This window comes from Cupriavidus metallidurans CH34, from assembly GCF_000196015.1.
Taxonomy (GTDB): domain Bacteria; phylum Pseudomonadota; class Gammaproteobacteria; order Burkholderiales; family Burkholderiaceae; genus Cupriavidus; species Cupriavidus metallidurans.
In genome coordinates this window covers 169,171-193,056 of sequence record NC_007974.2, presented here as the reverse complement: position 1 = coordinate 193,056, position 23,886 = coordinate 169,171, and the positions used below count along the sequence as shown (strand labels likewise).

Here is a 23,886-nt window from a genome sequence, read left to right as displayed (position 1 = left end):
GGGCCTCTAGATCGACCGGGCAAGCCGGTAGAGCAGGAACGCGCCTGCCACCTCTAGCCCGGCCGCCGTCAGCAGCATCGCGCGGCCGCCCGGGTCACGCCACATCAGCAGGATGTAGCCCGCATTGAAAACGAACATGCCGCCACCCACGATTAGCGGCAACAGGCCCAGCACCCACGCCGACATACGTGTCTCCGCCGAGAGCGCCATCAGCTCGCGTTGCGCCTCTTCACGATCGCGCATGAAGGTGGCGGTGCGTTCCATCACCACGTCGGCGCGGCCGCCATAGCGCTGCGAGAGCCGCAGCACCGACGACACGATCACGAGTTCGTCAAGGTCGTAGGCCCGGCCCATCTGCAACACGGCCTGATCGAGTTCCTTGCCCGCGCGCTGCAAGTGAATCACCTGCACCAGGCACTGGCGCAGCGGCGGTTCGGTGTTGGCCACCGAGTTCTGGAAAGCGGCTGGCACGCTGCTGCCGATGGTCATCAGCCGCACCACGCCATCGAGAAAGCCTGGCAACTGGCGCAGCATCTTTTCCTTGATCCGGCGGATACGCAGCCAAACGAAGAAGCACAGCAGCGTCAGCACCATGACCAGCATGGCCCCCGCGCCGATGCCGCCACCCGCGATGGCGCCACCCAGCACGGCCAGCACCATCGGCACGCCCACGACCAGATACGTGCGGCGCGTGGGCTTCAGGTCCGCCCGCCGCATCAGGTCGTCCCAGCGTCGGCGCAGATCGCGCGTGGCCGATTGCGGCGTGGGGTCGCTGACCGTTGCGTAGCGCGCGCGTACCTGCTCCGTCTGCGCGGTCAGGTGCGCGCGGGCGTCCTCTGCGCGCGACCGGCTTCGTGCGGCAGCGAGCATCAGCAGGCCCAGCCCCACCATGATCATGGCGAGTGCGGCAATGAAAAGGCTGGCGCTAGAGATCAAAGCGGTCATCCAGCGAGAAGTTGGCCGGCCGCATCCGCGCCAGCTTGGGCGAATGCGGCAGGATGCCAAGCGACTGCCAGCGGTCGCTTTCAGTGCCATCCGGGTTCTGCACCGGTTCGTGCCGGTAAAGCTCCTGCGTGGAAATGATGTTGTCGCCCAGTCCGGTCACTTCCGTGATCGACAGGATGCGACGCCGGCCATTCGACAGCCGGCCGATCTGCACGATGAAGTCGATCGCATTGGCGATCTGGCGGCGCAGGCTGACTTCGCTGCCCTGGAAGCCCGCGAACCCGGCCAGCATCTCCAGCCGGTACAGGCATTCGCGCGGGCTGCTGGCGTGGATCGTGCCCATCGAGCCGTCGTGGCCCGTGCTCATCGCCTGCAGCATTTCCAGCACTTCGCCGCCGCGCACTTCGCCCACGATGATGCGGTCCGGACGCATCCGCAGGCTGTTGCGCAGCAGGTCGCGGATCGTCACCGTGCCGGTACCTTCGAAGCCGCCGGGACGGCTCTCCAGCCGGACCACGTGCGGGTGATTGAGCGCCAGTTCGGCCGTGTCCTCGATCGTAATCACACGCTCGGTGGACGGGATGAAGGTGGCCAGTGCGTTGAGCAGCGACGTCTTGCCTGAACTGGTGCCACCGCTCACAAGGATGTTGCAGCGCGCGCGCACGGCGGCGTCAAGCAGCTCGGTAATCTCCGGGCTCATCGTGCCGAGTGTCTGCAGATCGAGCGGCGTCAGCGGATCCTTGCGGAATTTCCGGATCGAGACGACCGGACCTTCCAGCGCCAGCGGCGGGATGATCACGTTGATACGGCCGCCGTCTGGCAGGCGCGCATCGACCATCGGATTCGATTCGTCCAGGCGGCGGCCAATCGGCGCCAGGATCCGCCGCACGATGCGCAGCAAGTGCCCGCCATCGGCAAACCGCACCGGAATCCGCTCCAGCACGCCGTGGCGTGACACGTAGACGTCCATGTGGCCGTTGACGAGAATATCTTCCACCGCCGGATCGTTGAGCAGATCCTCGATCGGCCCAAAGCCCGCCAGCTCGTTGGTCAGCGCCTCGGAAATCTGGCGCAGCTCGGCCTCGTTGATCGGAATGCGGCGCAGGCGCGTGAAACTCTCCAGTTCCAGATCGACAAAACGCTGGATGGCCGCGCGCGACCAGCGCCCGAACTCGGCGCCAAGCTCCTCGATGCGCGTCAGCAGGTGTTCGTGCGCGGCCTCCTTGATATTGTGGAACTCCTGCGAAACAGGAAACGGGGCAGCAGCGTTGTCCGAGAATTCGATCGCGTCGGTCATGTCAGTTTCCTACCCTTGCGGCGCGCACCGGGCGCAGCACCTGGGGCAACTTTTCCTTGATCCGGGCCAGGACACTGCGCTCGGGCACTTGCCCTTCGCGGAATCCCAGTCGTTCCAACAGCGCGCCGATAGCGCGCACATAGGGGTCCGCCGGTGATTGGTCAGCCAGCACGACGCCACGATTTCCTGCCTGCAGAAGTGCGGCCCGTCGTTCAGGCAGCACGCCCACCGAGGCCACGCCGATCCGATCGGCGATCTGTTCCGCATCGACCCCGAGTTCGGCGTCGAAGCGCGATACCAGCAGATGCAGGTCATCGCGCTCGACCTCGCGCTTCTTCAGCTCCTGCAGCAGTTCTGCCGCGGAGACGATCGCACCGACGCTCTGCTCGGCCACCAGCACCACGGTATCGGCAGCCTTGACGATCTGCGCCATGAACTCGGCGTTCGAGAACCCGCCAAGGTCCACCACCTGGAGATCGAAGAACTCGCGCAGCCGGTCCAGCAGCGCCATGGCCTCGGAAAACGAGATGTCGCGCATCTCGGCCAGACTGGCCGGCAGCGGCAGCACCGACATGCCATTGGTGTGCCGCACGATGGCGGTATCGACGAACACCTGGTCAAAGCGCCGCAGGTTGCGCACCGCTTCGACAAAATGGAACTCGGGTGAGACGTTGGAGTAGAGGGCACCGTCCCGCGCGGGCAATCCCAGATCGAGCAGCAACACCTCGGCCTGCGCGCCGCGACGTACGGCCGCCGCAAGATTCACGGCCAGGCTGGTGACGCCCACGCCCGGACGCGCGCCAAGCAGCGCGACGATCTTGCCGTCGCGCCGCGTTGCCGCGACCGGCCGCACCTGCACGCGCGGCACCATCAACTGGCGGGCCACGGACGCCGCATGGTCGGGTGCGCCGCCCAGGTCAATGAAGTCGCGCACGCCGGCACGCAAGGCGGCGAGCAACGCCTCGGGCTCGCCTGCGTGGCCCACCGCGACGAGCGGCAACTGCGGAAACAGCCGCGCGATCTGCTCGGCCAGCCGCGCCGAGTCGATCGCGCGCGACTGCGTGAAATCGAGCAATACCAGGCCGGGCCGCAATGTGCCGATCTTCTCGACGAAGGAATCCTGCGAATCGGCGTCGGCGACCAGCGTGCCAACGGCGCCCAGCGCGTGGCCCAGCCAGTGCCGGACGTCCTCGCGCGTGGTGTTGAGCAGGAAATGATCCACAGATGTGTTTCGCTCCATCGTTGGTCCGCCTATCTCGAGAACCCTGGCAGGCTCTGGTCCGCGTACTCGCCCAGCATGTAGCGGCCCCAGACGTTGGGATTGGCGCTGGTGCGGCCGTCCTGGGACGCGCCGGCCGCTGCGGGCGAATCCTTGGCCAGGGGCTTGATCAGGTGCGGCGTGACCACGATCATCAGTTCGCGGTCTTCCTGATGGAAGTTCAGGTTCTTGAAGAAGCTGCCGATCACCGGCAGATCGCCCAGGAACGGGACCTTGCTGACATTGCTGACCGTGTTGCGGCTCACCAGGCCGCCGATCACGAAGCTCTCGCCGTCACCGAGTTCGATCGTGGTGTCGGCGCGCCGCGTGACGATGGCCGGCACCGTGGCGCCGTTCAGCACGATGCCACGCGAAGGATCGAGATCGCTGGCCTCGGGCGCCACCTTGAGCGCGATGCGCTCGCGCGACATCACCGTCGGCGATACCGTGAGCCCGATACCGAACGGCTTGTACTGGATCGTCGTGGTCCCCAGCGCCTGCGGCACCGGAATCGGAATTTCTCCGCCAGCCAGGAAGCTCGCGCTCTGCCCCGACAACGCCACCAGGCTCGGCTCGGCCAGCACACGGACGAGACCGTTGGCTTCCATCAGGCTCAGGTTGGCGAAGATGCCCTTCGACACCGATCCGGCGATCAGGTTGAAAGCGCTGCTGATTGGCGACACCGAGTCCACGACCGTGCCAACGCCCGGCGTGAACGTGGCCTTGGTCAGCGACGACGGGCTGAAGGTACCGAATGCGAAGCCGCCGTTGTCGCGATAGAAGTTCAGGCCGATTTCCTTGAGAACGGTCTTGCTGATCTCCACCACCTTGACGTCGACCTGCACAGTGCCAGAGACCGGCACCGTCGAGCGGTCAACCACAACGCCTGCCCTCTTGCCATCGGCACTGGAGACGGCGGCGCGCGCCGCCATCAGCGTACGCGCGGCGGCTGGGGCATCCGGAGACTCGCCGCTGATCGACGCCCCGGCGGACGAGAGATCAACGCTGGCGCCGCCGGGATCGGGCCGCACCGCATCCACACGCACCGTGTAGCTGACCGGCGCAACATCGCGGCTCCAGATCTTGAGGTCGGTGACGCCGGGCTTGCGGGCCACCACGAGCACAGTGGATGGACCACCCCGATGCTTGAGCAGCAGTGCATCGGCCACCTCGGGGTTACCCACCGCCACGCGCTCCAGCGCCTGTCCGGGCCGGATTTCCTGTTGCGCACCGGCTAGCAGGCGCAACGTGCGCGAGCCTGCGGTGTCGAAGGAACCTGTCGGCGGCGACATTGCTTGTGTCGCTGCTTGTGTCGCTGCTTGTGCATCCGTTTGCGATATCGGCGCCGCGGCCAGCGCCAGCATCGTCAGCGCGACCAGTCGCGCCAGAACACGGTGATTCAACTTTTTCGGCATACCGTGTCGTCCGTTATTCAATCGCTCGCTTGCCGGCGCGGATCATTTCCACGCCGTTACCTTCGTTCTGGGGATCGCGCCGTGCGGTGGCGACCATCCCCGGGAGTCCCGTGGGAAGCGCGGCAGGCCGCATCGCTGGCGCGGGCGTTTGGGGCGCACGCGGTTCACCGACCAGCCCCGCGAGGCTCACGCCCGCCACAGCCTTGTCCACCGGCGCGCGCTGGGCTTCGGGTGGCACGCCCGCGCGGGCCTGCAGCACCCCCGGTGGGTCCGCGAACATGCCGTCGCTGGGCATCGCCTCGTCAGTCGGATTGCGCAGCGCGAGCATCAGGCGGCCGGCCTGCTGCGCCATGACCAGCGTGCCAACCTGCTCCAGCGGCACCGACAGCACCGCCGTTTTCGCGCCTTCACGGCGCGCCATCATCTGCTCGCCCTGCTGCTTCGGCGCTTCATTCACCGCACCGGTGCCGTACGCCAGCACCCGCAGGCGAGACAACAACATCCGCGTCTGGCTTTGCGGAATCTCCTGGCTATCGCGCCGCAGGACCACGAAGACGTCGACAAAGTCGCCAGGCTGTACCTGATTGCCGACGCCGATCACTTCGTCCACGGCCACTGCCATCGCGCGCGCGCCGTCCGGAATCTGACGCGCCAGCCCGGCCAGCAACTGGCTTTCAAGTACCGGCACGTTGGCGCCGAGGTTGACCAGCGGCACCTGGCCGGCAACACGTGCGACGTCCTGATAGGCGCCACCCGGATCGATCGGCAACTGCAGGACCTGGAGCGCGTCCGCCGGCAGCGGCTTGCCTGCTGGCACCGCGCGCGTGGTCACCACCACGGCGTGCGTGGCCACCACGCCCTGCGCGGGTGCCGGCGCGGCGGTGTGGCGTGCCGCCTGCAGCGCCAGCAATGCCAGCAGACCGGCGAGCACGAGCAGGACAATCGCCACGATCCGTATCTGTTTGCTGCTCATGCCAAGCCTTGTCTCGGGTTGCGTCGATGGATGAAATGCGGGCCGTCGTTCATGGGGATGTCAGATCTCGAGGCTCAGATGTCGGGAGATAGCTGGACCATCGCCGAACCAGTCAGCACAGCCGGCACCGGCACCATTGGCACCGATGGCAGGATCGATCGGGTTGGCAGGCTCAGCGTCACCTGCACGCACTGCGTGCCGGACGGGGACGCGCATGTCACGGGCTGGGCGACGTTCGCGGACGAGATCAGCGAGGACATCGACGTCGGCAGCATCGCGCGCGCGGTCTGCGCGGCGGCAGCAACGCGAAGATCAAGCGTGGAGGCGGTGGTGCCCCCGGTCGAGGTGAGCGGATAACGCAAGGCAGCCCGCGCGCCTTCTTCGGCCGCGAGCGTCAGCGCCTGCTGCAAGACGAACACCGTGCCGTAGTACGTGATACCCAGTACGAGCGTCAGGAACAACGGTGCAACGATGGCGAACTCGAGCGCCGCGATGCCCTTCGCGCGACGCCCGTCCGCTTTCCCCCTTAAGTGCATGCTTCACCCGGTATTTTCTGCACGCCAGCATGCCGGCGCCACGGGGCCACAGGACCAGTACCGGCATGACTGCGGGCACCGGCCGCGGCCGTTCTTCTTGTGCTGCATTGCGCGACTTGGCACCACTCCTGCTACTTTTCCCCAGCCGTCCATGTACGACTCGCGGCCAGTGCGGCGCTACCACTTCATCCTCGTTAGAGGCCAGGCACCGAACCGCGCCGTCAGGGTGCAAGCGTCCCACCGCGGCCAGCATTCACGCTGGCACGGTATATCCATGCGATTCGGTAAGTCGGGTTCCGCTGATCAACCGGCCAGCGGCAGCAAGGACGTTATTGCGTCAGGGACCAACCGCGGCGAACCACGTTGTTACCTTGGTAGCAAGATTCGAGAAACCGGTGCCGAGATTTTGACCGAGGTTGGTAACCCCGGCGACGATGGCTACGGCGATCAGACCCGCGATCAGGCCGTATTCGATGGCAGTCGCTCCGCGTTGCGCTTTGCGAAAGAGGGACGCTTTTACTTGACGCATGATCTCACTCCCGATGAGAAAATTTTCCGTACACGGAACCCAGCGATACCCCGGTCCTGACGTGATGCCATCGATGATTTCTCCGTGGCAATTCTATTTTCCGATCGCTGGTACAGCCTTTATAAGATATGGAATGTCTCATCCATACCCCCCATTTGGGCTAGATATGAATCAGCATAATGTGGGACATACGTTTGAAACAACATTGCCAGATTCTCATGCTTTGGGATGAGGAATCTCCAATTGTTGAATGAAGGGCAATAAAACCGGCACCGCCGTGCCGCATCCTGCACGCCGACATGCGGGACGCGGCACGGCGCGCAATAAAAGGATGCGCCGCGCGGGGTAAAGACGACAGCGCACCGTAAAGATGTCGGCCGGTTGTCAGGGAAAATCCTGAATCCATCTCGCCGAATTAGAGGACTTTCCCGATTCGTTGCGCGATCAGCGTTGCGTCAGTCCGCCGAGCAGGTTCGTGACTGGCGCGAGCGGATTCTGGCTGCCGCTGCCGGACGCCGCGCCACCCGTCGCACCAGTCAACCCGCCGGTCAGGCCGCTGACCAGGCCCGTCACGGGAGCCAGCGGATTGGCGCCCGCCGCACCACCAGCCCCACCCGCTGCACCCGCCACGCTGCCCACAACGGGCAGGTTGCTGATCGGAAGGCTACCCAGCAGGCCGCTGACCGGATTGGCGCTCGCGGAGCCAGGCGCGCTGGCCACATTGGCAACCGGCAAGCTGTTGATCGGCAGGCTGCTGAGCAGGCTGCCCAGCGGATTGGCGCCCGCGCCACTGCCCGTGCCGTGCAGCAGACCGCCTGCCACCGCGACGGTCTTGCCGGTCTCGGTCACCACGCCGCCAAGCGGAGAGACGATCGGCGTATTGGTGTTGGTAATCATGCTGCCGGCACTGGCCACCGTGTTGCCCACGGTCACCAGCAGGTTGTTGACCGGCGCGCCCAGACCAGTTGCGCCACCGACGGTCTGCGTGGCATTGGCGAGTTGCGTGGTCAGCGGCACGATGACCTTGCTGGTGCTACCTGTCAGCTCCGCCACGGCGCCTGTCGACAAGGCCGTGCCGAGCTGATTGCCGGCGCCCATCACGGCGCTGCCCACGCTCTGCACCACGCCGCCGACAGGCGTGGTAACTGGCGCGAGTGGGGCAAGCTGGCCGGTGCCCACGGCTTGCACCAGGTCTCCCGCGCTAACCACCGTCTTGCCAGTCTGCGTCACAACGTTGCCAGTGTTGGCCACGGTGACACCAACCGGATTGTCGACGGCACCCATCTTTCCGAGCCCATTGGCAACGCCGGCGCCGAGCGTGGCAACCGTTGCCCCGGCATTGATCACCACATCGCCGGTGGCGTTCTTTGCGCCGGTGGGTACCAGCGGAACGTTCGTGTCCTTGATTTGCTGGCCGATCTGGCTCACCGCGTTGCCAGCCGCCGTCACCGTATTGCCGGTGCCTTCCACCACCTTGGCGGTCGGCATCGTCGAGGCGGTGGGCGTGGGGGTCGGCGTCGGGGTCGGTCCGGCCGGCGTGGACGGCGATGGGCTTGCGCCGCTGCCCGAACCGCCCGACGAACAGCCGGCCAGCAGGGCGAGCGCGGCAGCGCAAGCCAGTGCCACGACATTCGTGGAATAACGGGGACGCTGCAATTGGCTCGTGGTCTTCATGTTTTGATCTCCTCTGGTGGACGTGTGCGAAACGCAACTCGCGCGCTTTGGCAGGGCCTGTTGCGCAAGCCGTGTGCCAGGGTCAATCGCATGTTCGATACGAACACTGGATAACCACGGCGCGATGCCCGGAACCCGTTACGCTGAGCGGCTTTCCGACGCGACGACGTGCACGGTTTCCGCCTCAGGCGACACGTCACACCACGCCATCGGCGCGTTACGAAAGCGCCGCGCGTTACGTAACGCGTAACGCCTCGCCCACTTCCCACAACCACCGTCCGCTTGATGCGGGCGTTTGATCGGCTACCCGCAAACCCTTGTCAGACGTGCGTTTGCGGGCAGCACCCCTGCTTCCGTTGGACTCCTGTCCGCCCGTGGTCCTCGATTGGCACACCGCTTGCGCATACATCGGCAGCCACGGCACGCCACACATCTCGACGCTCGACCGACGAGCGTGCACGTGAACTTCGACGGGTAAGAGAAAAGACAAAAAGGGGAACAGGTCATGCGCCAACAACAAGACTTCAAGAAGCGGATCGTCATCACGGCAGTACTGGGGGCACTGTTCGCGCTGGGCGGCTGCGCCAGCGGCAGCGGTTCCACTTCGATGGGGACCAGCGGCTCGGGCGGATCGGGTGGCACCGCGGGCACGTCGGCGGGCACTGGTAGCAGCGGCACCAATGGCGGGGCGGGTGGGTCTGGCAGCACTGGTGGTTCCGGCACGGACCTGGGCAGCAACGGCACAGGTGGAAACGGCAGCAACAACGGTGGCAACAACAACAACAACAACAACGGCGGTGGCACCACCGCCGCGCTGACGCCGACCAGCGCGATCGTCAGCAACGCGGGCTCGGTCGCAGACGGCGCCGGCAAGACGGTCAGTGGTCTCGGCGACGCCATCAGCAACGCGAACGTGCCGGGCCTGCCATCGCAGACGCAGGCCGGTCTGGGTGGCGTGGTGACATCGGTTGGCAATGCCGTCAGCACGCTGGCCAACGGCGTGCAGTCCGGCCTCGGCAACATCCCCAACGCCACCAACCCCGTGGGCACGACCGTGGCCAGCACCGGTGGCGTGGTGAGCCAACTCGGCAATGCGGTAACGAATGCGGGCAGCGCGGTCAGCGGCCTTGGCACCGGACCGCTCGCGCCGCTGGCTGCGCTGACCACGCCGCTCGGCGGCGTGGTGTCGCAAGTGGGCGGCACCGTCAGCAACGTTGGCACCCAGCTCGGCACGGCGCTGTCGATCGGTCCCGTCGAGCAACTGACCGGCGGCGTCAGCAAGATCATCGTGCCGCTCACGTCGACGCTGACCAACGGCACGCAGACGCTGGGCGCGGCGACGGGTCTGGGCCAGCCGGTCAACAACTTGCTGGCGACGGTGGGCGGCGCGCTGGCTGTAGCGGGCACCACGCTGACCAACACCAATACGCCTGTGGTCTCGGGCGTGGGTGGCGTGGTTACCGGCGTGGGCAATACGGTGGCTTCGGTTGGCGGCGTCGTGAACGGACCTGCGGGCGGCAGCGTCACCAATCCACTGGCGCCCGTTACCGGGCTCGTCAGCGGCCTCACCGGTGGTCTGAGCGGCGCGACCGGGGGCAGCGCCAGCCCGCTGGCCCCTGTGACGGGTCTCGTCAGCGGTCTGACGGGCGGACTGACCAGCGCAGCCGGCGGCGGCACCAGCCCGCTCGCGCCCGTTACCGGTCTCGTCAGCGGCGTGACCGGCGGACTGACCAGCGCAGCCGGCGGCGGCACCAGCCCGCTCGCGCCCGTTACTGGTCTCGTCAGCGGCGTGACTGGCGGCCTGACCAGTGCAGCCGGTGGCGGCGGCAGCCCGCTGGCGCCGGTGACGGGCCTGGTCAGCGGCGTCACCGGTGGACTGACCGGCGGCAATAGCGCCGGCACCACGGCCAGCCCGCTGGCCCCGGTCACCGGCATCGTTGCCGGCCTCACTGGTGGCAACGCGCCCGCCAGCACCAGTGGCACGACGACGGGCGGCACCAAGGCCGCCAATCCGCTGGCACCCGTCACGGGCCTCGTCGGCGGACTGGTCAGTGGCCTGACCGGCGCGCTGGGTGGCACCAGGCACTGACCTCCGCAGCAACCGAATCAAGCGAATCAACCAAATCAACTGAAGCAAAAAGCGTCGCGGCCACCGATGGGCGGCAGGGAGAGCGGCATCCCTACCGTCCGCGGCACGCGGCGTCATAGCCGCAAAGCTGTCTTGATCAAGGGGTATTACCATGCGTACACGCAAGCGTGTTGCCGCATTGCTGATTGGCATCGGCGCCATTCATAGCGGCCTGTCTCATGCCGAACGGAGCCCGGTCCAGGGCGACCCGACCCAGACTCTCCCGACCATCGCGCCGAGCAAGCCAGCGCAGAGCAATGTCACCGTGCAGGTGGAACGGCCCGATGCGGCCATGCAGAATCTGCTCGCCTCGCGCCTGACGCCGAAGCATTTCAAGATCGAAGGCGCGAAAACGCTGCCGTTCGAACAGATCGCCGCCAAGTTCTCACCGCTGGCTAACCGCGAGATCAGCGTGGCCGAACTGCTGCAGGCCGCGGAATCTGTCACCCAGATGTACAAGGACGCGGGATACCCGCTGTCGTTCGCGTTTGTGCCCGCGCAGTCGTTCGAGAACGGCGACGTGCTGATCACCGTGGTGGAAGGCTACGTGGCCAACGTCACGGTCCGCGGCAAGCCTGGCCCAGCCGAGGGCCGCCTGCGCAAGATCGCGCAGCAACTGATGCGCGACCGCCCGCTGCGGCAGGAGAGCTTCGAGCACTACGTCAACGTGCTGTCACAACAGCCGGGCATGCAGATCAACGCCACAGTGCAGCCGCCCACCACCACCGATGGCGCGTGCGAGATGGTGCTCGAGGCCAAGCGCAAGCCGTTCACGTTCGGCACCGGTGTGGAGTGGATGTCGCCGGGCCTGCGCGCCATCGCCACGGCCACCACCAACAGCCTCACGCCGCTCGGCGAGCAGCTCTCGTTCACGACGCTTTTCCCGAAGGGCCACAACGACGAGGAGTACTACGCGCTCAACTACGCCCAGCCGATCGGCACCGAGGGCATGCTGGCCAAGGTGACGGCGTCGCACTATCGCGGCGTGCCCGAGAACACGTCACTGGCGCCCATCGGCTTCGAATCGCGCTATGTCAACGACTCCAAGCGTCTCGGCGGCACGCTGAGCTACCCCGTGATCCTCAACAACCGCCATGCGCTCACGCTGACCGGCGGCTTCTACGCGAATAACCAGTTCGAGCGCTACACGCAGGCGGTGCAGCCGGGCGCGGGCCGGCAGATCGAGTTGTCGACCGATGTGCGCGTGGCCAGCGCGGAGGCGTCGTACCTGCAGCGCGGCCAGGGTTTCACGCGCAACGCCACGCTGGGCTTCTACAAGGGCTTCGACGGGCTCGGGGCAAGCCGCCAGAACAACATCAACGACCTGAGCTTCTTCCGCACCCGGTTGCTCGTGTCGCAGGCCAACGACCTGCCCTACGGATTTGGCACATCGATTTCCGCGGCAGGCCAGTACAGCGGCAACCGATTGGCATCGAGCGAGCAGATCAGCTTCGGCGGCCGCTTCTTCGGCCTGGGCTATCCCGCCGGCGAAGTGGCTGGAGACAAGGGCTGGGGGGCTTCCGCCGAAATCAACCGGATGTTCGCGGTGGACTACACCTACCTGAAGACGCTGCAGCCATTCATCGTCACCGACTACGCGCGCGTGTTCTCCAACAGCGTGTCGCTGTCGCACCGGACGCTGCAATCGGTCGCCATCGGCCTGCGGTTCTCCGACCGTCGCTACTACACGATGGATATCTCGGTGGCGCAGCCCGTGGGCGACAAGCCGACCAACGCGAGCCATCGTTCGCCGCGTTTCAACCTGCTCTGGTCGTACCAGTTCGACTGACGGGTGGCCGGCGCGGCGGAACAGGGGTCTGCGCCATGCCGCCGGCCCCGTTCAGTTCACGCGGAACCCGATCTTGAGCGTCACCTGAAAGTGCGCGACCTTGCCATCCTGCACATGTCCGCGCGTTTCCACGACCTCGAACCAGTCGATGTTCTTGATGGACTCCGAGGCCTTTGCCAGCGCATTGCGAATGGCGGCATCGCTGCCGTCCGCCGACGACCCGACGATCTCGACCAGCTTGTAGGTGTGGTTGGACATGATCCGTCTCCTGTTGTGCATGGGTGAGTGTGACTGTGACCCGGCAAATGCTGCGCGGCTTCATGCGCGGCACGCGTCATATCCTTTCATGATAGGCACGCGCCTGCACTCTCCCCAAATCCCGTCTGGCCTGTCCGGCATCAGGATCAGCCAAACACTGACATTCCCGGCGTGCGTACGGGTATGTACTTGAGACGAGTAACCTCGGATGCGCGACGGGCCATCAGCTCGGCCCCGGAGTGCGAAAGTTCAACACGTGTCTCCATCATCGTCATCGCATCCGCTTTACCTGGCAGGAGGAAGCGATGAGAACAGAACAGATTGCCATGCGCCAGCGCGCGCGCAACTTGTGCGCGGTTGGCGTCGCTGTGATGTCACTGGGTGCCGCCATGGCGGCGCGTGCGGACATCACGAGTTCGACGTCAGGGCCGATCACCTATGTCTGCGGCGGGGTTGCCGCGGACGAGCAGGCCGAAATGCGCAGCGAGGCCCGCAACTACGACATGGGTCTGCTGTTCACACAAGGCGGACGGGGCGAGTACCTGTCCGACGTGAACGTCAAGCTGATGAAGAACGGCAAGGAAGTGGCCGAGTTCCGGTCCACCGGGCCGCGCTGCCTGATCCGTGGGCCGCGTGCGTCCTATCAGGTGGTGGCGACCTATGAAGGCATGTCGAAGCACGCCACGTTGAGTCCGGGCGAGAAGAACGTCCAGATGCGCTGGTAAGCCACACGGGCACATATGAGGCCCGGCTGTCGCCCGGCCAATGCCGGCATCCGTCCCCCGGATGCCGGTTTTTTTGCGCGGACCCGTACCCATGTAGCGCGTGGTCCGCTGCACGATTACCTTACCGGTGGCAAACTTGCGCCCTGGTTCCTCACCCTCTGAACACTTCACCCCGGAGTTTCCGACCATGACCACCAATAGCCGCTGGATTCGTATCGATACCCCCGATGGCAGCTTCGACGCCTATCTGAGCCTGCCGCCAGCAGGCAAGCAGCCGGGCAACCCGGGCATCGTGCTGATCCAGGAGATCTTCGGCGTCAACGAACACATCCGCTCCGTGGCGGACCAGTACGCGGCCGACGGCTACGTGGTGCTGGCGCCGGACGTGTTCTGGCGCACGGCGCCGCGCGTGGAACTTGGCTACTCGGGCAAGGACTGGGAAGAGGCCATGAAGCTGCGCCAGGCCGTGAACCTGGAGGAGGCCGTATCCGACATCGGTGCGACGGCCAAGGCGCTGCGCGCGGAAATCGGCGCCAGCGGTAAGGTGGCGGCAGTGGGTTACTGTTTTGGCGGGCTGCTGTCGTACATGGCGGCCGCGCGTGGCATGGTCGATGCGGCGGTGCCGTACTACGGCGGCGGTATCCAGAACAACCTCAAGGAAGCAGAAGCGCTCAACGTCCCGGTGCAGTTCCACTATGGCGCGCTCGACGCCCACATCAAGCCCGAGGACGTCGAACGTGTGCGTCAGGCTGTGGCGGGCAAGCGCGGTGTCGAGGTCTTCGTCTATGACCAGGCCGACCACGGCTTCAACTGCTGGGCGCGTGGCTCGTACCACCAGCGTTCGGCGGCGCTCGCGCATGGCCGCGCGCTGACGTTCCTGACTAACGCGCTGTCCTGACGCTTCAATGCAGCCGCCGTTCCGCTGCGCAGTACGTCTTCGACGGTTTCAACTGCTGCAGCGGGCCCGGCGCGCTCAATACGGCATCGCCACACCGTTCTGAATCTTGACGCGATCGCCCGTGCGCAGGTTGTAGGGGCTGTTCTGCGTCACGGTCACGTAGACGTTGTCGTTGGTGCGCACGCGCACGCGGAAAGCCGCCGGCGTGGTGCCGGAGCGCTTCTCCACTTCATTGCCGGCCAGCGCGCCGGCCACCGCGCCACCGATCGTTGCGACGGTATTCCCGCGGCCGCCGCCCACCTGGTGACCCAGCAGACCACCCACCACACCGCCGATCACGGCGCCGGCACCGCTCGTGTCGGCCGGCTGGCCGGCCAGTTGCTCGATCGACTCCACCCATCCATAACGCACGGCGTACTGGTCGTTGTAGCCGTTGTTATAGCCGCTGTCGTAGTTGCCACCCTGCGGCGCGGAAGGCTGCGACGGGTAGGCGTACTGGTCATAGGTCTGTTGTTGCGGGTAGGCCTGCTGCTGGGGATAGCCTTGCTGCTGAGGATATCCCTGCTGTTGAGGGTAGCCTTGCTGCTGCGGATAGGTGGGGTAGCCACCGCTGACCTGCGTGCCGCTGCCACCATAGCCAGCGTTGCCATACGTGGCGCCACCGTATGCGGTGCTGCCGTAGGAGCCGGACGAGCCGTAGGAGCCGCCATAGCCCGACCCGTAGCCATCGCCATAGCCGCCATATGGCGCGGCGCAGCCAGCCAGGGCGCTCGCGGCGAGCGCGGCCAACACAACCGGACGGAACGGGAAAGACATGATGAAGGCTCCTGCGTCGATGCGCGTATTGGTATTGCGCGGGAGTCTAGTGCCGCCGTCCGGCCGCAGGTGTCACCGGAGATTGTGATGGGTAACCGCCTGTAACCGCATCATCGCCTTATCGCGTTATCGCGTCATCGCCTCCAGGCGGGAGGTTGATCAGATGCGCTCGGCGCCGTCGTCGTTGAACGCCGTGATACGCGCCACGCGGAACGTGTTGCGCAGTGATTCCAGTTCGGTGCGATGCAGTGCCGCCAGGCGGTTCAGGCAACGCTCGCCCTTGGCCAGCAGATGAATCTGCACCACGCGGCGATCATCGGGATTGACCTTGCGGCTGACCAGTCCGGCGGCCTCGCACCGGTTGACCAGCGCCACCACGCCATGCTGCTTGGCCTGCAGGCGTTCGGCCAGTTCGCCCACCGAGGCCCAGTTCTTGTCCGGGCATCCGCGGATATGCAGCATCAACAGGTACTGCTGGACGGTCACGCCTTCGGCGCGCGCGGCCTCCTCCGAGAAACGCAGGAAGCGGCGCAACTGGTAGCGAAAATCGGAGAGTGCTTCGAAGTCCTGCTTGTGCAGCACGGCGGTTTCTTCGGAGGCCCTGGCTTGGGCAGACTTGCGTGGCATGGATGTCGGATCAGCGAGAGCGTTGGTGGACCGGCCGCCCATTATAGGAGGTGCGCCCGCAGGCGCCGCCGTGCGCTGGCACGCATTGCCCGGCAATCCCGCCCGTACTTCGACGCTTTGGGTCCCGGCGCGGTATGGCAGAATCTGTGCGGTTGCCGACACCCTATAACCGCAAAACGGAAATCCGCCCGATGTTCACGGAAATCATCCTGTTCCTGCTCGATACTGTTTTCACGCTCTTTGGCATGGCATTGCTGCTGCGCCTGTGGATGCAACTGTCCCGGCTGCCTTCGCGCAATCCTGTGTCCCAGGGCGTGTTCCAGGTGACGGACTGGATCGTCCGCCCCCTGCGCCGCATCATTCCTGGCCTGGGTGGCATCGACTGGGCCACCGTCTTCGCGGCCTATCTGACCGCCGTGGCGTTCCTGCTCTGCCGCGCGCTGGTGCTCGGCGCCGATCCGCTCGGATTCCTGCCGGTGATCCTGGCGCTGGGCGTGCTCAGCATGCTCAAGTGGGGCATCAGCATGGTGATGTGGGTGACGCTGCTGATGGCGGTGCTGTCGTGGGTGAATCCCAACTCGCCGCTGGCCGCGCCGATCTGGCATCTGACCGCCCCGCTGCTGCGCCCGATCCAGCGCGTGGTGCCGCGCCTGGGTGGCTTCGACATCTCTCCGCTGATCCTGTTCGTGATCGCCCAGATCCTGCTGATGGTGATCGCCAACGTCAGCCGCGGAGTGGCCTGAACGGCATTTAAAATGCGGTAGCGCACCGGATGACGCAAGTGTCCGGCGCGCCACGCTACCACAGACAGGAACCATAGGGAAAACCCTTATTGTCCAAATCGTTGGACAGTCTGTCGAGGATTCTCCCTTTTTCCTGTGCGTGCTGAAGCCTACATTACAGGCACCGCGGAACCCACCGCGATCACTGCCAAAAATAGTAGGAAAGCACAACCATGAAGACCCTCGCACTCTCCCTGCTTTGCGCCATCGGCCTGTCTGTCGGCGCCACCGCCGCTCAAGCATCGGAGTTCAATTCGGATCTGGCCCGCCTGGACGGAAGCATCGCCCGCAAGGTCGACCCGTACCTGGATGGCGCCCGTGGCGTCACCGAAAAGCGTGACGTGTACACGGAAGGCGCGCGCGGCGTGACCGAAAAGCGCGACGTCTACACCGAAGGCGCGCGTGGCGTGACCGAAAAGCGCGACGTCTACAGCGAAGGCGCCTGAGCCTCGCCTGCCTGATCCAGGCAAGTCAGACGGGGCGCTCCCCCTGCCCCGTCAGCAGTACACAGCGCAAGTTACTGCCCGAGATCATCGAGATCGGCCCCCATCATCGATTCAATCGCTTCCATGAATGCGCGCACCTTGCGCGGCTGCAAGCGACGGTCGGGCAGTAACGCAAAGACCCTCAGCGGTGGCAAAGGCCAGTCGGGCATCATCCGCACCAGCCTGCCCTGCGCAATCTCCGCCTCCGCTGTTGCCATCGGCACACGCGCGATTCCGATTCCAGCCAGCGCTGCCTGCATGCGCAGCTCGGCGTTATAGGTCTGCATTCGCGGACGAATCGGCACGGAGATACGTTCCCCATCCCGCGAGAACTCCCACACCGAGACGCCAGGCGTGGCCAACGTCGGCATGTGCGACAGATCTTCCGGCTGCATCTGCGCCGGCAGGCTGGCCGCCAGCGACGGTGCCGCCACGAGGCCCCTTTCTATATGCCAGATGCGTCGGGCGATGGTGCCTGAATCCGGCAGGTCGGTATCCACCGTGACGAAGGCGATGTCGAAGCCTTCGCGGATCGGATCGACCAGGCCCTGGGAGATCTCCACGGTGATGTCGAGCGCGGGGTGCGCCGCCAGTGTCCGACAGATCACACCGCCGAGTTGCTGGGCGCCGAACTCATAAGGCGTGGCGATGCGCAACATCCCCTGCACGCGCTCCTCGCGAGCCAGGGTCTCCTGCCGGATCTCGCGCAGTCGCGCGAACAGCGGCGCGACGTCGCGATAGACCGCGCCGCCAGCGTCGGTCAGCCGCATCCGTCGCGTGGTGCGCTCCAGCAGCTTGGCGCCGATGGCCGTTTCCAGTCGGGCCACTGCCGCCGAGACGCGCGACTTCGGGCAATCGAGTGCCGCGGCTGCCGCCGTGAAAGTGCCCTGCTCGATCACGCAGCAGAATGCCTCCCAATCGTTCCACTGAATTGTTTCGTTCACCGGACCCTGTTTCCTTTGCTGACCCTTGTTGTCCCGACTATCTGTCCACCATTGTGCGGACGCACATTATGCGATAGACAGATATGTCTCGTCAGCGTGCCCGGGCACCCCGGTACCGGCCGTAAATGCGTCAGACTGGCAAAGCCGGCGCATTTCCTCTACCCTTTCGGCCTTTCCGAGCCAATTCCGGCGCATCGACGCCGATGTTCCGATCGATGGCGAACCCAGCCGATACCGCAACGTCCCGCGCGCCCGTAGCCGGCGCCACCGAAAAGCCAAGCGACAGCTACGTGCAGTCCTTCGCACGCGGCCTGTCGGTGATTCGCGCCTTCAATGCCAGCCACCCCGCGCAAACGCTGACCGAGATCGCCCAGGCCAGTGGCCTGACGCGCGCCGGCGCGCGACGCATCCTGCTCACGCTGGTGGGGCTCGGCTATGTGCAGAACGACGGCCGGCTGTTCCGGCTCACGCCAAAGATCCTCGATCTCGGCTTCGCCTATCTGACGTCGATGCCGTTCTGGAATCTGGCCGAGCCGATCATGGAGGCGCTGTCGCAGTCGGTCCATGAAAGCTGCTCGATCTCGGTGCTGGACGGCACGGAAATCGTCTATGTGCTGCGCGTGCCCGCACGCAAGATCATGACGATCAACCTGTCGATCGGCAGCCGCCTGCCGGCCTACTGTTCGTCGATGGGACGCGTGCTGCTGTCGGGACTGGATCAGGAAGAACTCGATCGCGTGCTGCACGCGTCGGACCTGCGGCCGCGCACGCGCCGCACCGTGACCGATATCGGCGAATTGAAGACGCTGATTGGCGAGATTCGCGAGCGCGGCTGGGCGCAGAACGACCAGGAGTTGGAGGAGGGGCTGGTTTCGCTGTCCGCCCCGATCCGGAATCGCGGCGGTCAGGTCATCGCCGCGATCAACATCAGCGGCCAGGCCAATCGCACGAGCGCGCAAGAGATGGTGGAGCGCTTCCTGCCGCCGCTGCTGGAAGCAGCGGGCAAGATTTCAGCGATGGTGGGGCTGCGTACCTGAGGGCCAGGGCGGGGCCCGCCCCCGGCGGTTACCAGGAAACCGCGATATCCCCCTTCACGAACGTCTGGCAAGCCATGCGATAGCCAGCGCGCAGATCGTCGTCGCTGAGATGCTTGCGCTCTTTCGGCTTGACCGCGTCGGTGTGTTCCAGCCCGCGTTCGATGCGGCACTTGCAGGTGCCGCAGATCCCCCCTCCGCACTTGAACGGAATGCCGCCCTGCTCGCGCAGGGACACGCGCAGCAGATTGCTGTTCTCCGGCGCGTTGACGGTCTTTTCGCCGTTGGTCACGAACGTGATTTCGATCGTCCGGGGCTTGGGCGGGGTATCGGTATCGGGCACGGCGGCGCCGGCGTCGATGTCGCCGATGTCAGTCTGGGCCTGCATCATTGCTTCCTTAGGGATAGGTCCATGCTGCCGAAGTGCGCCAGCGATTGCAGCGCGGTGCGGGCAGCGTCGAGCGTGTCGAAGCGCTCGAGGAATTTCGTCGGCACGTGATTGACGACCTCGGCGGATTTGTCCGCCTCGTCGATGACACGCACCTTCAACGGGTGTTGGGTATCGGATAGCTCGGCAATCACGAACGTGGCGGTGCAGCGCCCGTAGAACAGGTACTCCCACGTCTCCACGGGTTCCACGCCGGGTACGGCCTCGGTGCGGAACTGGCCCGGTTTGCTGGTCAGGATCACGTACATGGCTTGGTTCATCCGCTGGTTCCCTCGGTCATTGCTCGTTCATGCCAACCGTCAGGCGGCCAGTTCTTCCTGCTCGAGCTCGATGTCGTGCGTGAGCCAGATCTGGCAGGTCAGCCGGAAGCCCTGATCGAGCCGGTCGCCGAGCTGCTTCTTCTCCTTCCAGTTCGGCGGAGGCAGATGCTCCGCGCCGGACAGCACGCGGCACGCGCATTTCGAGCACTTGCCCATGCCGCATTCGTAGCGCAGGTTCGGATAGGGAAACTGCTTGATGCCCGCGCGCACCACGAGGTTGGTTTCTGGCTTGACCTCGTCCACGAAGACCTGGCCGTTCTTGTGAAAGACAACTTTCGGCATAGCTCTGCTTTCCGCAATCAGTAAATGGGCAGTTGGGATGTCCGCCACGCGCTCAATGCCAGATCAGCATCGCGCAGATGGTGGAGACGAACAGGCCGGCCAGCACCGGCAGCAGCAGCGCCCGCACGGCATCCAGTACGGGCACGCGCGCAAATCCGGCCACGGCGATCAGGGACGACCACGCGATCAGCGTGCCGCCACCGGTCCAGACCGCGCCCATCTGGCCGACGGCCGCCAGCGTGGCCGAGTCGAAGCCGACCACGGGACCAAGCGCGCCGGCCAGCGTGCCGGTCAGCGGCAGTCCGGCAAAGCCCGATCCGTCGATGCCGGTGATCATGCCGACCAGAAGCACTCCGAACGCCACCAGCACGTGGTTGTCGGGAATCATGTGCTGGTAGGCCTGGATCAGTTCGAACAGCAGGCTCGGCGCGCGGCCAGTGTCGACGCCGAGAATCTGCGCGGCGGTCTCGCCCGCGCCAACGAAGAAGAAGCCCGCGATCGGCAGCACCGAGCCCATTGCCTTGAACGCGAAGACGAAGCCATCGGTGATGTGCTCCGGGCACGTGTCGAGCATCTTGCGCGGGCCTTCGGCGGCCAGCGTCGCCAGCATCATCAGCACTGCAGCCACGCCACCCACCAGCGCAGCGGCCGCACCGCCCTTGAGATCGACCATGCCCGAGGAAATCTTCGGCAGCACCATCAGCGTCACAACGCAGGCAAAGGCCAGCGGCGTCAGCACGGCGAAGAACTTCGACCACTTCACGCGGCGCTGGGCCACCATCGCCAGGCTGCGTTCGATATTGGCGTCGGTGTCCAGCGGCTCCTCGTGCGAGGTGCCGCGTGCGATCTCGGCCTTGTCAAAGGTGCCGGTGGCTTCCACTGCGGTGTCCACACCGGTGGCGCGCGCCTGCCAGCGGTCGAGCAACGCGCCGCTGGCGGGAACGATATGACGGCGCATCGACAGGTAGGCCAGCGTGAGCGCGATGCCGCCCGTGATGATCGACAGGATCAGCGCGCGATCCGCCACCACTGCCGCACTGACCGCCGCGCCAGCCGCCTTGGCGCTGATGCCAGGCGCCACGCCAATCACGTAGTCCGATGACAGCGCCATGCCCTGACCGGCAATCGCAATGGCCATGGCCCCCGCCAGCGGCGGCAGCCCGGCGGCAATCGCGGCCGGCAGCAGGATGGCGGAAACCAGCGGCACAGCCGGCGTCGGCCAGAAGAACAGCGAGATCACGTAGGTGATGCCCGCCAGGATGAAATAGGCGCTATGGCCGTTCTTCATCACCACGCGGAACGGCTCGACCATCCGGACATCGGATCGCAATGACTTCAGCGCGTTGAGCAGCGCCGTCATGAAGGCAATCACCAGGAAGATATTGAACAGTTCCTTCGCCGCGACCAGGCTCGCGGAAAAGATGCCGCCCAGTGCCGTGACCGGACTGCCGGTAATGGCCAGTATCACGAGGAACGTGCCGACGATCGACGGCACCACGACGTTGGCACGCATGATCATGGTCAGCACGATCACGGCCACGCCTAGCAAATACACCCAATGTGCCAGGCCGATCTCTACGGTTTGATGCATGAGGCTCCCCTGCTATGGAGGCCCTTGTGGGGGCGGATATGAATTTCTATTTTCACTACGAGTTGTATACTATATTCCGCATATCCTCTGACACAAGCAGAAATTACCACGCCTAGGGAAATCCCCAAAAAAGGGGCGGATTTCCGCTCCAGCGCACGGAATGTGCGCATTTGGCACCAGGTCGGCGCGCGCGAATTTCGTGAAAAGGGACTAGCGCTTTTTGAAGCATTGTGTAGACTGTATACCGAAATACAAACAAGACGCCCCTATGCTCCATATCACCGACACCCTGATCGATCGCCACGTCACGGCCGCCGATGCGCAGGCCGCGATGCTCGACGCCTTCCGCAGCTTTGGCCGCGGGCAGGCCGCCATGCAGGAACGCATCCGCACGGAGGCCGGCGGTGTGAAGCTTTCGACGCTGGGCGCGGTAATCCCGGATCAGCAGGTAGCCGGCGCCAAGGTTTACACGACGATCGCCGGTCAGTTCTCCTTTGTCATCCTGCTGTTTTCGACGGTTGACGGACGCCCGCTGGCTTCGTTCGACGCTGGCGCCATCACGCGGCTGCGCACTGCGGCCTGCACCGTGTTGGCCGCAAAGCGGTTGGCGCGCTCCGATGCGCAAACCCTGGCGCTCTTCGGCGCAGGCACGCAGGGCGTGCAGCACGCATTGCAACTGTCGGCCGCGCTGCCGTTCCAGCGCATCCTGATCTGTGATCCGTATGCCGATGCCGAGGCCGCCACGCGCCTGTCTGCCCAATGCGGCGTTTCCGTGTCATTCGCGCAAGCCGAGGAAGCGGTCGCTGCGGCCGACATCATCGTCACAGCCTCACGCTCGACCACGCCACTGTTCCCTGGCGCCATCGTCAAGCCGGGCACGTTTATCGCGGCGATCGGGTCGAGCCTGCCGCACACACGCGAGTTGGACGATGTAGCGCTGTCGCGCGCCGCTGCAGTGGTCGTCGAATGGCGCCCGCAGTCGCTGCGGGAGGCCGGCGACCTGGTGCTCGCCGACAAGGCAGTGCTACCGGACGAAAAGATCGTGGAACTGGCCGATGTACTGCTCGACACCGCGCCCACGCGCAAGCATGCCGACGACATCCTGATCTACAAGTCGGTCGGCGTGGGACTCGAGGATGTCGCGCTGGCCGGTATTGCCTATCAACGCATCACCGCCGCCCAAGCCGCGGCTGCCTGAACCCATTCCGATGAACCTGCCGCCGTGTGCGGCATTTTTGTCGGCCCAACAAAAGTGTAGGAAGTATACAAACCCGAAAACGCCGCGACACCGCTCAGCGAGCCGTGGTGACCAACCCCAACCGACCTCGTCAAAACAGGAGCCCCAACATGGCCGAACTGATGAACCGTGAAGAATTCCGCACCGCGCTCGAGAACGCGATCAAGGGCAAGAGCGCCAACCAGGCCCCCTTCAGCAAGGCCTGGGCCAGCGGCGAACTGAGCCGCGAGCATCTGGCGCGCTGGGCAGAGAACCACTATCACTATGTCGGCCCGTTCGCGGACTACCTGGGCTACATCTACGCCCGCACGCCCGATCACATGACCGAGGCCAAGGACTTCCTGCTGGCCAATATGTACGAGGAAGAGATCGGCGGCGACCGCCATACCGATCTGCTGATCCGCTTTGCCGAAGCCTGCGGCACCACGCGCGAACGTGTGGTGAGCCCGGACAACATGTCGCCGACCACGCGCGGCCTGCAAAGCTGGTGCTACGCCGTGGCCATGCGCGAAGATCCGGTGGTGGCCGTGGCTGGTCTGGTGGTGGGCCTGGAATCGCAAGTGCCGTCGATCTATCGCAAGCAAACGCCGACGCTGCGCGAGAAGTATGGCTTCACCGACGAGGAAGTCGAGTTCTTCGACCTCCACATCGTGTCCGACGAGATCCACGGTGAGCGCGGCTACCAGATCGTGCTGGAGCACGCCAACACGCCCGAGTTGCAGCAACGCTGCCTGAAGATCTGCGAAATCGGCGCCCAGATGCGCCTGCTGTACACGACGGCGCTCTATTACGACTACGTCGACACCAAGGCACAAGCCGCAGCCTGAGTTGCGCGAGCAGTACGCCCCGGACGCGCGCGAGCCGCGTCCGGTGTCCCGATCCCAGTTCAAGGCCC

At 65.3% G+C, this 23,886-nt stretch carries 25 protein-coding genes; 9 read left to right on the top strand and 16 right to left on the bottom strand.

Annotated elements, in window-relative coordinates; translation table 11 throughout:
* Positions 1-6 precede the first annotated feature (6 nt).
* The 8 genes from RMET_RS19015 to RMET_RS18980 all read right to left on the bottom strand — a co-directional run bounded on the left by RMET_RS19015 (position 7) and on the right by RMET_RS18980 (position 8,627).
* The gene (locus RMET_RS19015) at positions 7-933 is read right to left on the bottom strand and encodes a type II secretion system F family protein (protein WP_029309957.1); all 927 of its coding nucleotides are present in this window, start codon (positions 931-933) and stop codon (positions 7-9) included.
* Positions 926-2,242, bottom strand: coding sequence for a CpaF family protein (locus RMET_RS19010; protein WP_011518183.1), 1,317 nt, complete (start codon positions 2,240-2,242; stop codon positions 926-928). The genes RMET_RS19015 and RMET_RS19010 overlap by 8 nt, the downstream gene beginning before the upstream one ends.
* A 1-nt stretch (position 2,243) precedes the next feature.
* The gene (locus tag RMET_RS19005) at positions 2,244-3,482 is read right to left on the bottom strand and encodes a response regulator (RefSeq protein WP_011518182.1); all 1,239 of its coding nucleotides are present in this window, start codon (positions 3,480-3,482) and stop codon (positions 2,244-2,246) included.
* Positions 3,483-3,493: 11 nt separating this feature from the next.
* Positions 3,494-4,915, bottom strand: a complete 1,422-nt coding sequence (locus tag RMET_RS19000) for a type II and III secretion system protein family protein (protein ID WP_011518181.1) — start codon at positions 4,913-4,915, stop codon at positions 3,494-3,496.
* Positions 4,916-4,928: 13 nt separating this feature from the next.
* On the bottom strand, positions 4,929-5,888 hold the full coding sequence (gene cpaB, locus RMET_RS18995) for a Flp pilus assembly protein CpaB (protein ID WP_011518180.1): 960 nt from the start codon (positions 5,886-5,888) through the stop codon (positions 4,929-4,931).
* Between the two features lie 74 nt (positions 5,889-5,962).
* Positions 5,963-6,424 (bottom strand): TadE family protein, encoded by a 462-nt coding sequence (locus tag RMET_RS18990; RefSeq protein WP_011518179.1) that lies wholly within the window; start codon positions 6,422-6,424, stop codon positions 5,963-5,965.
* Between the two features lie 337 nt (positions 6,425-6,761).
* Positions 6,762-6,953: a Flp family type IVb pilin gene (locus RMET_RS18985; protein ID WP_011518178.1), complete on the bottom strand. Its 192-nt coding sequence runs from the start codon at positions 6,951-6,953 to the stop codon at positions 6,762-6,764.
* 444 nt (positions 6,954-7,397) lie between these two features.
* On the bottom strand, positions 7,398-8,627 hold the full coding sequence (locus RMET_RS18980; protein WP_011518176.1) for a collagen-like triple helix repeat-containing protein: 1,230 nt from the start codon (positions 8,625-8,627) through the stop codon (positions 7,398-7,400).
* A gap of 505 nt (positions 8,628-9,132) precedes the next feature.
* Here RMET_RS18980 and RMET_RS18975 point away from each other — a divergent pair.
* Both RMET_RS18975 and RMET_RS18970 read left to right on the top strand, forming a co-directional pair.
* On the top strand, positions 9,133-10,716 hold the full coding sequence (locus tag RMET_RS18975; RefSeq protein WP_011518175.1) for a collagen-like triple helix repeat-containing protein: 1,584 nt from the start codon (positions 9,133-9,135) through the stop codon (positions 10,714-10,716).
* A gap of 151 nt (positions 10,717-10,867) precedes the next feature.
* Positions 10,868-12,544: a ShlB/FhaC/HecB family hemolysin secretion/activation protein gene (locus tag RMET_RS18970; protein ID WP_011518174.1), complete on the top strand. Its 1,677-nt coding sequence runs from the start codon at positions 10,868-10,870 to the stop codon at positions 12,542-12,544.
* A 51-nt stretch (positions 12,545-12,595) separates the two neighbouring features.
* Here RMET_RS18970 and RMET_RS18965 read toward each other — a convergent pair whose 3' ends face one another.
* Complete coding sequence (locus RMET_RS18965) at positions 12,596-12,802, bottom strand: dodecin (RefSeq protein ID WP_008646861.1); 207 nt, start codon at positions 12,800-12,802, stop codon at positions 12,596-12,598.
* A 305-nt stretch (positions 12,803-13,107) separates the two neighbouring features.
* On the opposite strand from RMET_RS18965, the gene RMET_RS18960 reads away from it, so the two are divergent.
* Both RMET_RS18960 and RMET_RS18955 read left to right on the top strand, forming a co-directional pair.
* The gene (locus tag RMET_RS18960; RefSeq protein WP_011518173.1) at positions 13,108-13,527 is read left to right on the top strand and encodes a hypothetical protein; all 420 of its coding nucleotides are present in this window, start codon (positions 13,108-13,110) and stop codon (positions 13,525-13,527) included.
* A gap of 187 nt (positions 13,528-13,714) precedes the next feature.
* On the top strand, positions 13,715-14,425 hold the full coding sequence (locus RMET_RS18955) for a dienelactone hydrolase family protein (RefSeq protein WP_011518172.1): 711 nt from the start codon (positions 13,715-13,717) through the stop codon (positions 14,423-14,425).
* 75 nt (positions 14,426-14,500) lie between these two features.
* Here RMET_RS18955 and RMET_RS18950 read toward each other — a convergent pair whose 3' ends face one another.
* Together RMET_RS18950 and RMET_RS18945 are read right to left on the bottom strand one after the other, a co-directional pair.
* Positions 14,501-15,241: a glycine zipper 2TM domain-containing protein gene (locus RMET_RS18950; RefSeq protein ID WP_011518171.1), complete on the bottom strand. Its 741-nt coding sequence runs from the start codon at positions 15,239-15,241 to the stop codon at positions 14,501-14,503.
* A gap of 159 nt (positions 15,242-15,400) precedes the next feature.
* Complete coding sequence (locus RMET_RS18945; protein WP_029306904.1) at positions 15,401-15,868, bottom strand: MarR family winged helix-turn-helix transcriptional regulator; 468 nt, start codon at positions 15,866-15,868, stop codon at positions 15,401-15,403.
* A 191-nt stretch (positions 15,869-16,059) separates the two neighbouring features.
* Here RMET_RS18945 and RMET_RS18940 point away from each other — a divergent pair, with 191 nt between their 5' ends.
* Together RMET_RS18940 and RMET_RS18935 are read left to right on the top strand one after the other, a co-directional pair.
* A complete protein-coding gene (locus RMET_RS18940; protein ID WP_008646869.1) occupies positions 16,060-16,611 on the top strand; it encodes a YggT family protein in 552 nt (183 codons plus the stop codon).
* Positions 16,612-16,823: 212 nt separating this feature from the next.
* Positions 16,824-17,096 (top strand): hypothetical protein, encoded by a 273-nt coding sequence (locus RMET_RS18935; protein ID WP_008646871.1) that lies wholly within the window; start codon positions 16,824-16,826, stop codon positions 17,094-17,096.
* 71 nt (positions 17,097-17,167) lie between these two features.
* Here RMET_RS18935 and RMET_RS18930 read toward each other — a convergent pair whose 3' ends face one another.
* Positions 17,168-18,079, bottom strand: a complete 912-nt coding sequence (locus tag RMET_RS18930) for a LysR family transcriptional regulator (protein WP_017510831.1) — start codon at positions 18,077-18,079, stop codon at positions 17,168-17,170.
* Positions 18,080-18,294: 215 nt separating this feature from the next.
* Between RMET_RS18930 and RMET_RS18925 the strand changes: the two genes are divergently transcribed.
* A complete protein-coding gene (locus RMET_RS18925; RefSeq protein ID WP_024569351.1) occupies positions 18,295-19,116 on the top strand; it encodes an IclR family transcriptional regulator in 822 nt (273 codons plus the stop codon).
* 28 nt (positions 19,117-19,144) lie between these two features.
* Here the strand turns inward: RMET_RS18925 and RMET_RS18920 are convergent, their stop codons facing one another.
* The 4 genes from RMET_RS18920 to RMET_RS18905 form a co-directional block, all read right to left on the bottom strand.
* Positions 19,145-19,420 carry a 2Fe-2S iron-sulfur cluster-binding protein gene (locus RMET_RS18920; RefSeq protein WP_029310185.1) on the bottom strand — a complete coding sequence of 92 codons (276 nt, stop codon included), beginning with the start codon at positions 19,418-19,420 and terminating at the stop codon, positions 19,145-19,147.
* Positions 19,421-19,500: 80 nt separating this feature from the next.
* A complete protein-coding gene (locus RMET_RS18915; protein ID WP_011518165.1) occupies positions 19,501-19,821 on the bottom strand; it encodes a hypothetical protein in 321 nt (106 codons plus the stop codon).
* Between the two features lie 39 nt (positions 19,822-19,860).
* A complete protein-coding gene (locus tag RMET_RS18910; protein WP_008646885.1) occupies positions 19,861-20,163 on the bottom strand; it encodes a 2Fe-2S iron-sulfur cluster-binding protein in 303 nt (100 codons plus the stop codon).
* Positions 20,164-20,215: 52 nt separating this feature from the next.
* Positions 20,216-21,754: a hypothetical protein gene (locus RMET_RS18905; RefSeq protein ID WP_011518164.1), complete on the bottom strand. Its 1,539-nt coding sequence runs from the start codon at positions 21,752-21,754 to the stop codon at positions 20,216-20,218.
* A 268-nt stretch (positions 21,755-22,022) separates the two neighbouring features.
* Here RMET_RS18905 and RMET_RS18900 point away from each other — a divergent pair, with 268 nt between their 5' ends.
* Positions 22,023-22,952 carry an ornithine cyclodeaminase family protein gene (locus tag RMET_RS18900; protein ID WP_029310186.1) on the top strand — a complete coding sequence of 310 codons (930 nt, stop codon included), beginning with the start codon at positions 22,023-22,025 and terminating at the stop codon, positions 22,950-22,952.
* Positions 22,953-23,101: 149 nt separating this feature from the next.
* Positions 23,102-23,818 carry a TenA family transcriptional regulator gene (locus RMET_RS18895; RefSeq protein WP_008646888.1) on the top strand — a complete coding sequence of 239 codons (717 nt, stop codon included), beginning with the start codon at positions 23,102-23,104 and terminating at the stop codon, positions 23,816-23,818.
* Positions 23,819-23,886 lie beyond the last annotated feature (68 nt).

What these genes read in the sequence shown, in the direction of transcription:
- RMET_RS19010 (WP_011518183.1), bottom strand. Translation starts at nt 2,242, where the DNA reads ATGACCGACGCGATCGAATTCTCGGACAACGCTGCTGCCCCGTTTCCT.
- RMET_RS19005 (WP_011518182.1), bottom strand. Translation starts at nt 3,482, where the DNA reads ATGGAGCGAAACACATCTGTGGATCATTTCCTGCTCAACACCACGCGC.
- RMET_RS19000 (WP_011518181.1), bottom strand. Translation starts at nt 4,915, where the DNA reads ATGCCGAAAAAGTTGAATCACCGTGTTCTGGCGCGACTGGTCGCGCTG.
- cpaB (WP_011518180.1), bottom strand. Translation starts at nt 5,888, where the DNA reads ATGAGCAGCAAACAGATACGGATCGTGGCGATTGTCCTGCTCGTGCTC.
- RMET_RS18990 (WP_011518179.1), bottom strand. Translation starts at nt 6,424, where the DNA reads ATGCACTTAAGGGGGAAAGCGGACGGGCGTCGCGCGAAGGGCATCGCG.
- RMET_RS18985 (WP_011518178.1), bottom strand. Translation starts at nt 6,953, where the DNA reads ATGCGTCAAGTAAAAGCGTCCCTCTTTCGCAAAGCGCAACGCGGAGCG.
- RMET_RS18980 (WP_011518176.1), bottom strand. Translation starts at nt 8,627, where the DNA reads ATGAAGACCACGAGCCAATTGCAGCGTCCCCGTTATTCCACGAATGTC.
- RMET_RS18975 (WP_011518175.1), top strand. Translation starts at nt 9,133, where the DNA reads ATGCGCCAACAACAAGACTTCAAGAAGCGGATCGTCATCACGGCAGTA.
- RMET_RS18970 (WP_011518174.1), top strand. Translation starts at nt 10,868, where the DNA reads ATGCGTACACGCAAGCGTGTTGCCGCATTGCTGATTGGCATCGGCGCC.
- RMET_RS18965 (WP_008646861.1), bottom strand. Translation starts at nt 12,802, where the DNA reads ATGTCCAACCACACCTACAAGCTGGTCGAGATCGTCGGGTCGTCGGCG.
- RMET_RS18960 (WP_011518173.1), top strand. Translation starts at nt 13,108, where the DNA reads ATGAGAACAGAACAGATTGCCATGCGCCAGCGCGCGCGCAACTTGTGC.
- RMET_RS18955 (WP_011518172.1), top strand. Translation starts at nt 13,715, where the DNA reads ATGACCACCAATAGCCGCTGGATTCGTATCGATACCCCCGATGGCAGC.
- RMET_RS18950 (WP_011518171.1), bottom strand. Translation starts at nt 15,241, where the DNA reads ATGTCTTTCCCGTTCCGTCCGGTTGTGTTGGCCGCGCTCGCCGCGAGC.
- RMET_RS18945 (WP_029306904.1), bottom strand. Translation starts at nt 15,868, where the DNA reads ATGCCACGCAAGTCTGCCCAAGCCAGGGCCTCCGAAGAAACCGCCGTG.
- RMET_RS18940 (WP_008646869.1), top strand. Translation starts at nt 16,060, where the DNA reads ATGTTCACGGAAATCATCCTGTTCCTGCTCGATACTGTTTTCACGCTC.
- RMET_RS18935 (WP_008646871.1), top strand. Translation starts at nt 16,824, where the DNA reads ATGAAGACCCTCGCACTCTCCCTGCTTTGCGCCATCGGCCTGTCTGTC.
- RMET_RS18925 (WP_024569351.1), top strand. Translation starts at nt 18,295, where the DNA reads ATGGCGAACCCAGCCGATACCGCAACGTCCCGCGCGCCCGTAGCCGGC.
- RMET_RS18915 (WP_011518165.1), bottom strand. Translation starts at nt 19,821, where the DNA reads ATGAACCAAGCCATGTACGTGATCCTGACCAGCAAACCGGGCCAGTTC.
- RMET_RS18910 (WP_008646885.1), bottom strand. Translation starts at nt 20,163, where the DNA reads ATGCCGAAAGTTGTCTTTCACAAGAACGGCCAGGTCTTCGTGGACGAG.
- RMET_RS18905 (WP_011518164.1), bottom strand. Translation starts at nt 21,754, where the DNA reads ATGCATCAAACCGTAGAGATCGGCCTGGCACATTGGGTGTATTTGCTA.
- RMET_RS18900 (WP_029310186.1), top strand. Translation starts at nt 22,023, where the DNA reads ATGCTCCATATCACCGACACCCTGATCGATCGCCACGTCACGGCCGCC.
- RMET_RS18895 (WP_008646888.1), top strand. Translation starts at nt 23,102, where the DNA reads ATGGCCGAACTGATGAACCGTGAAGAATTCCGCACCGCGCTCGAGAAC.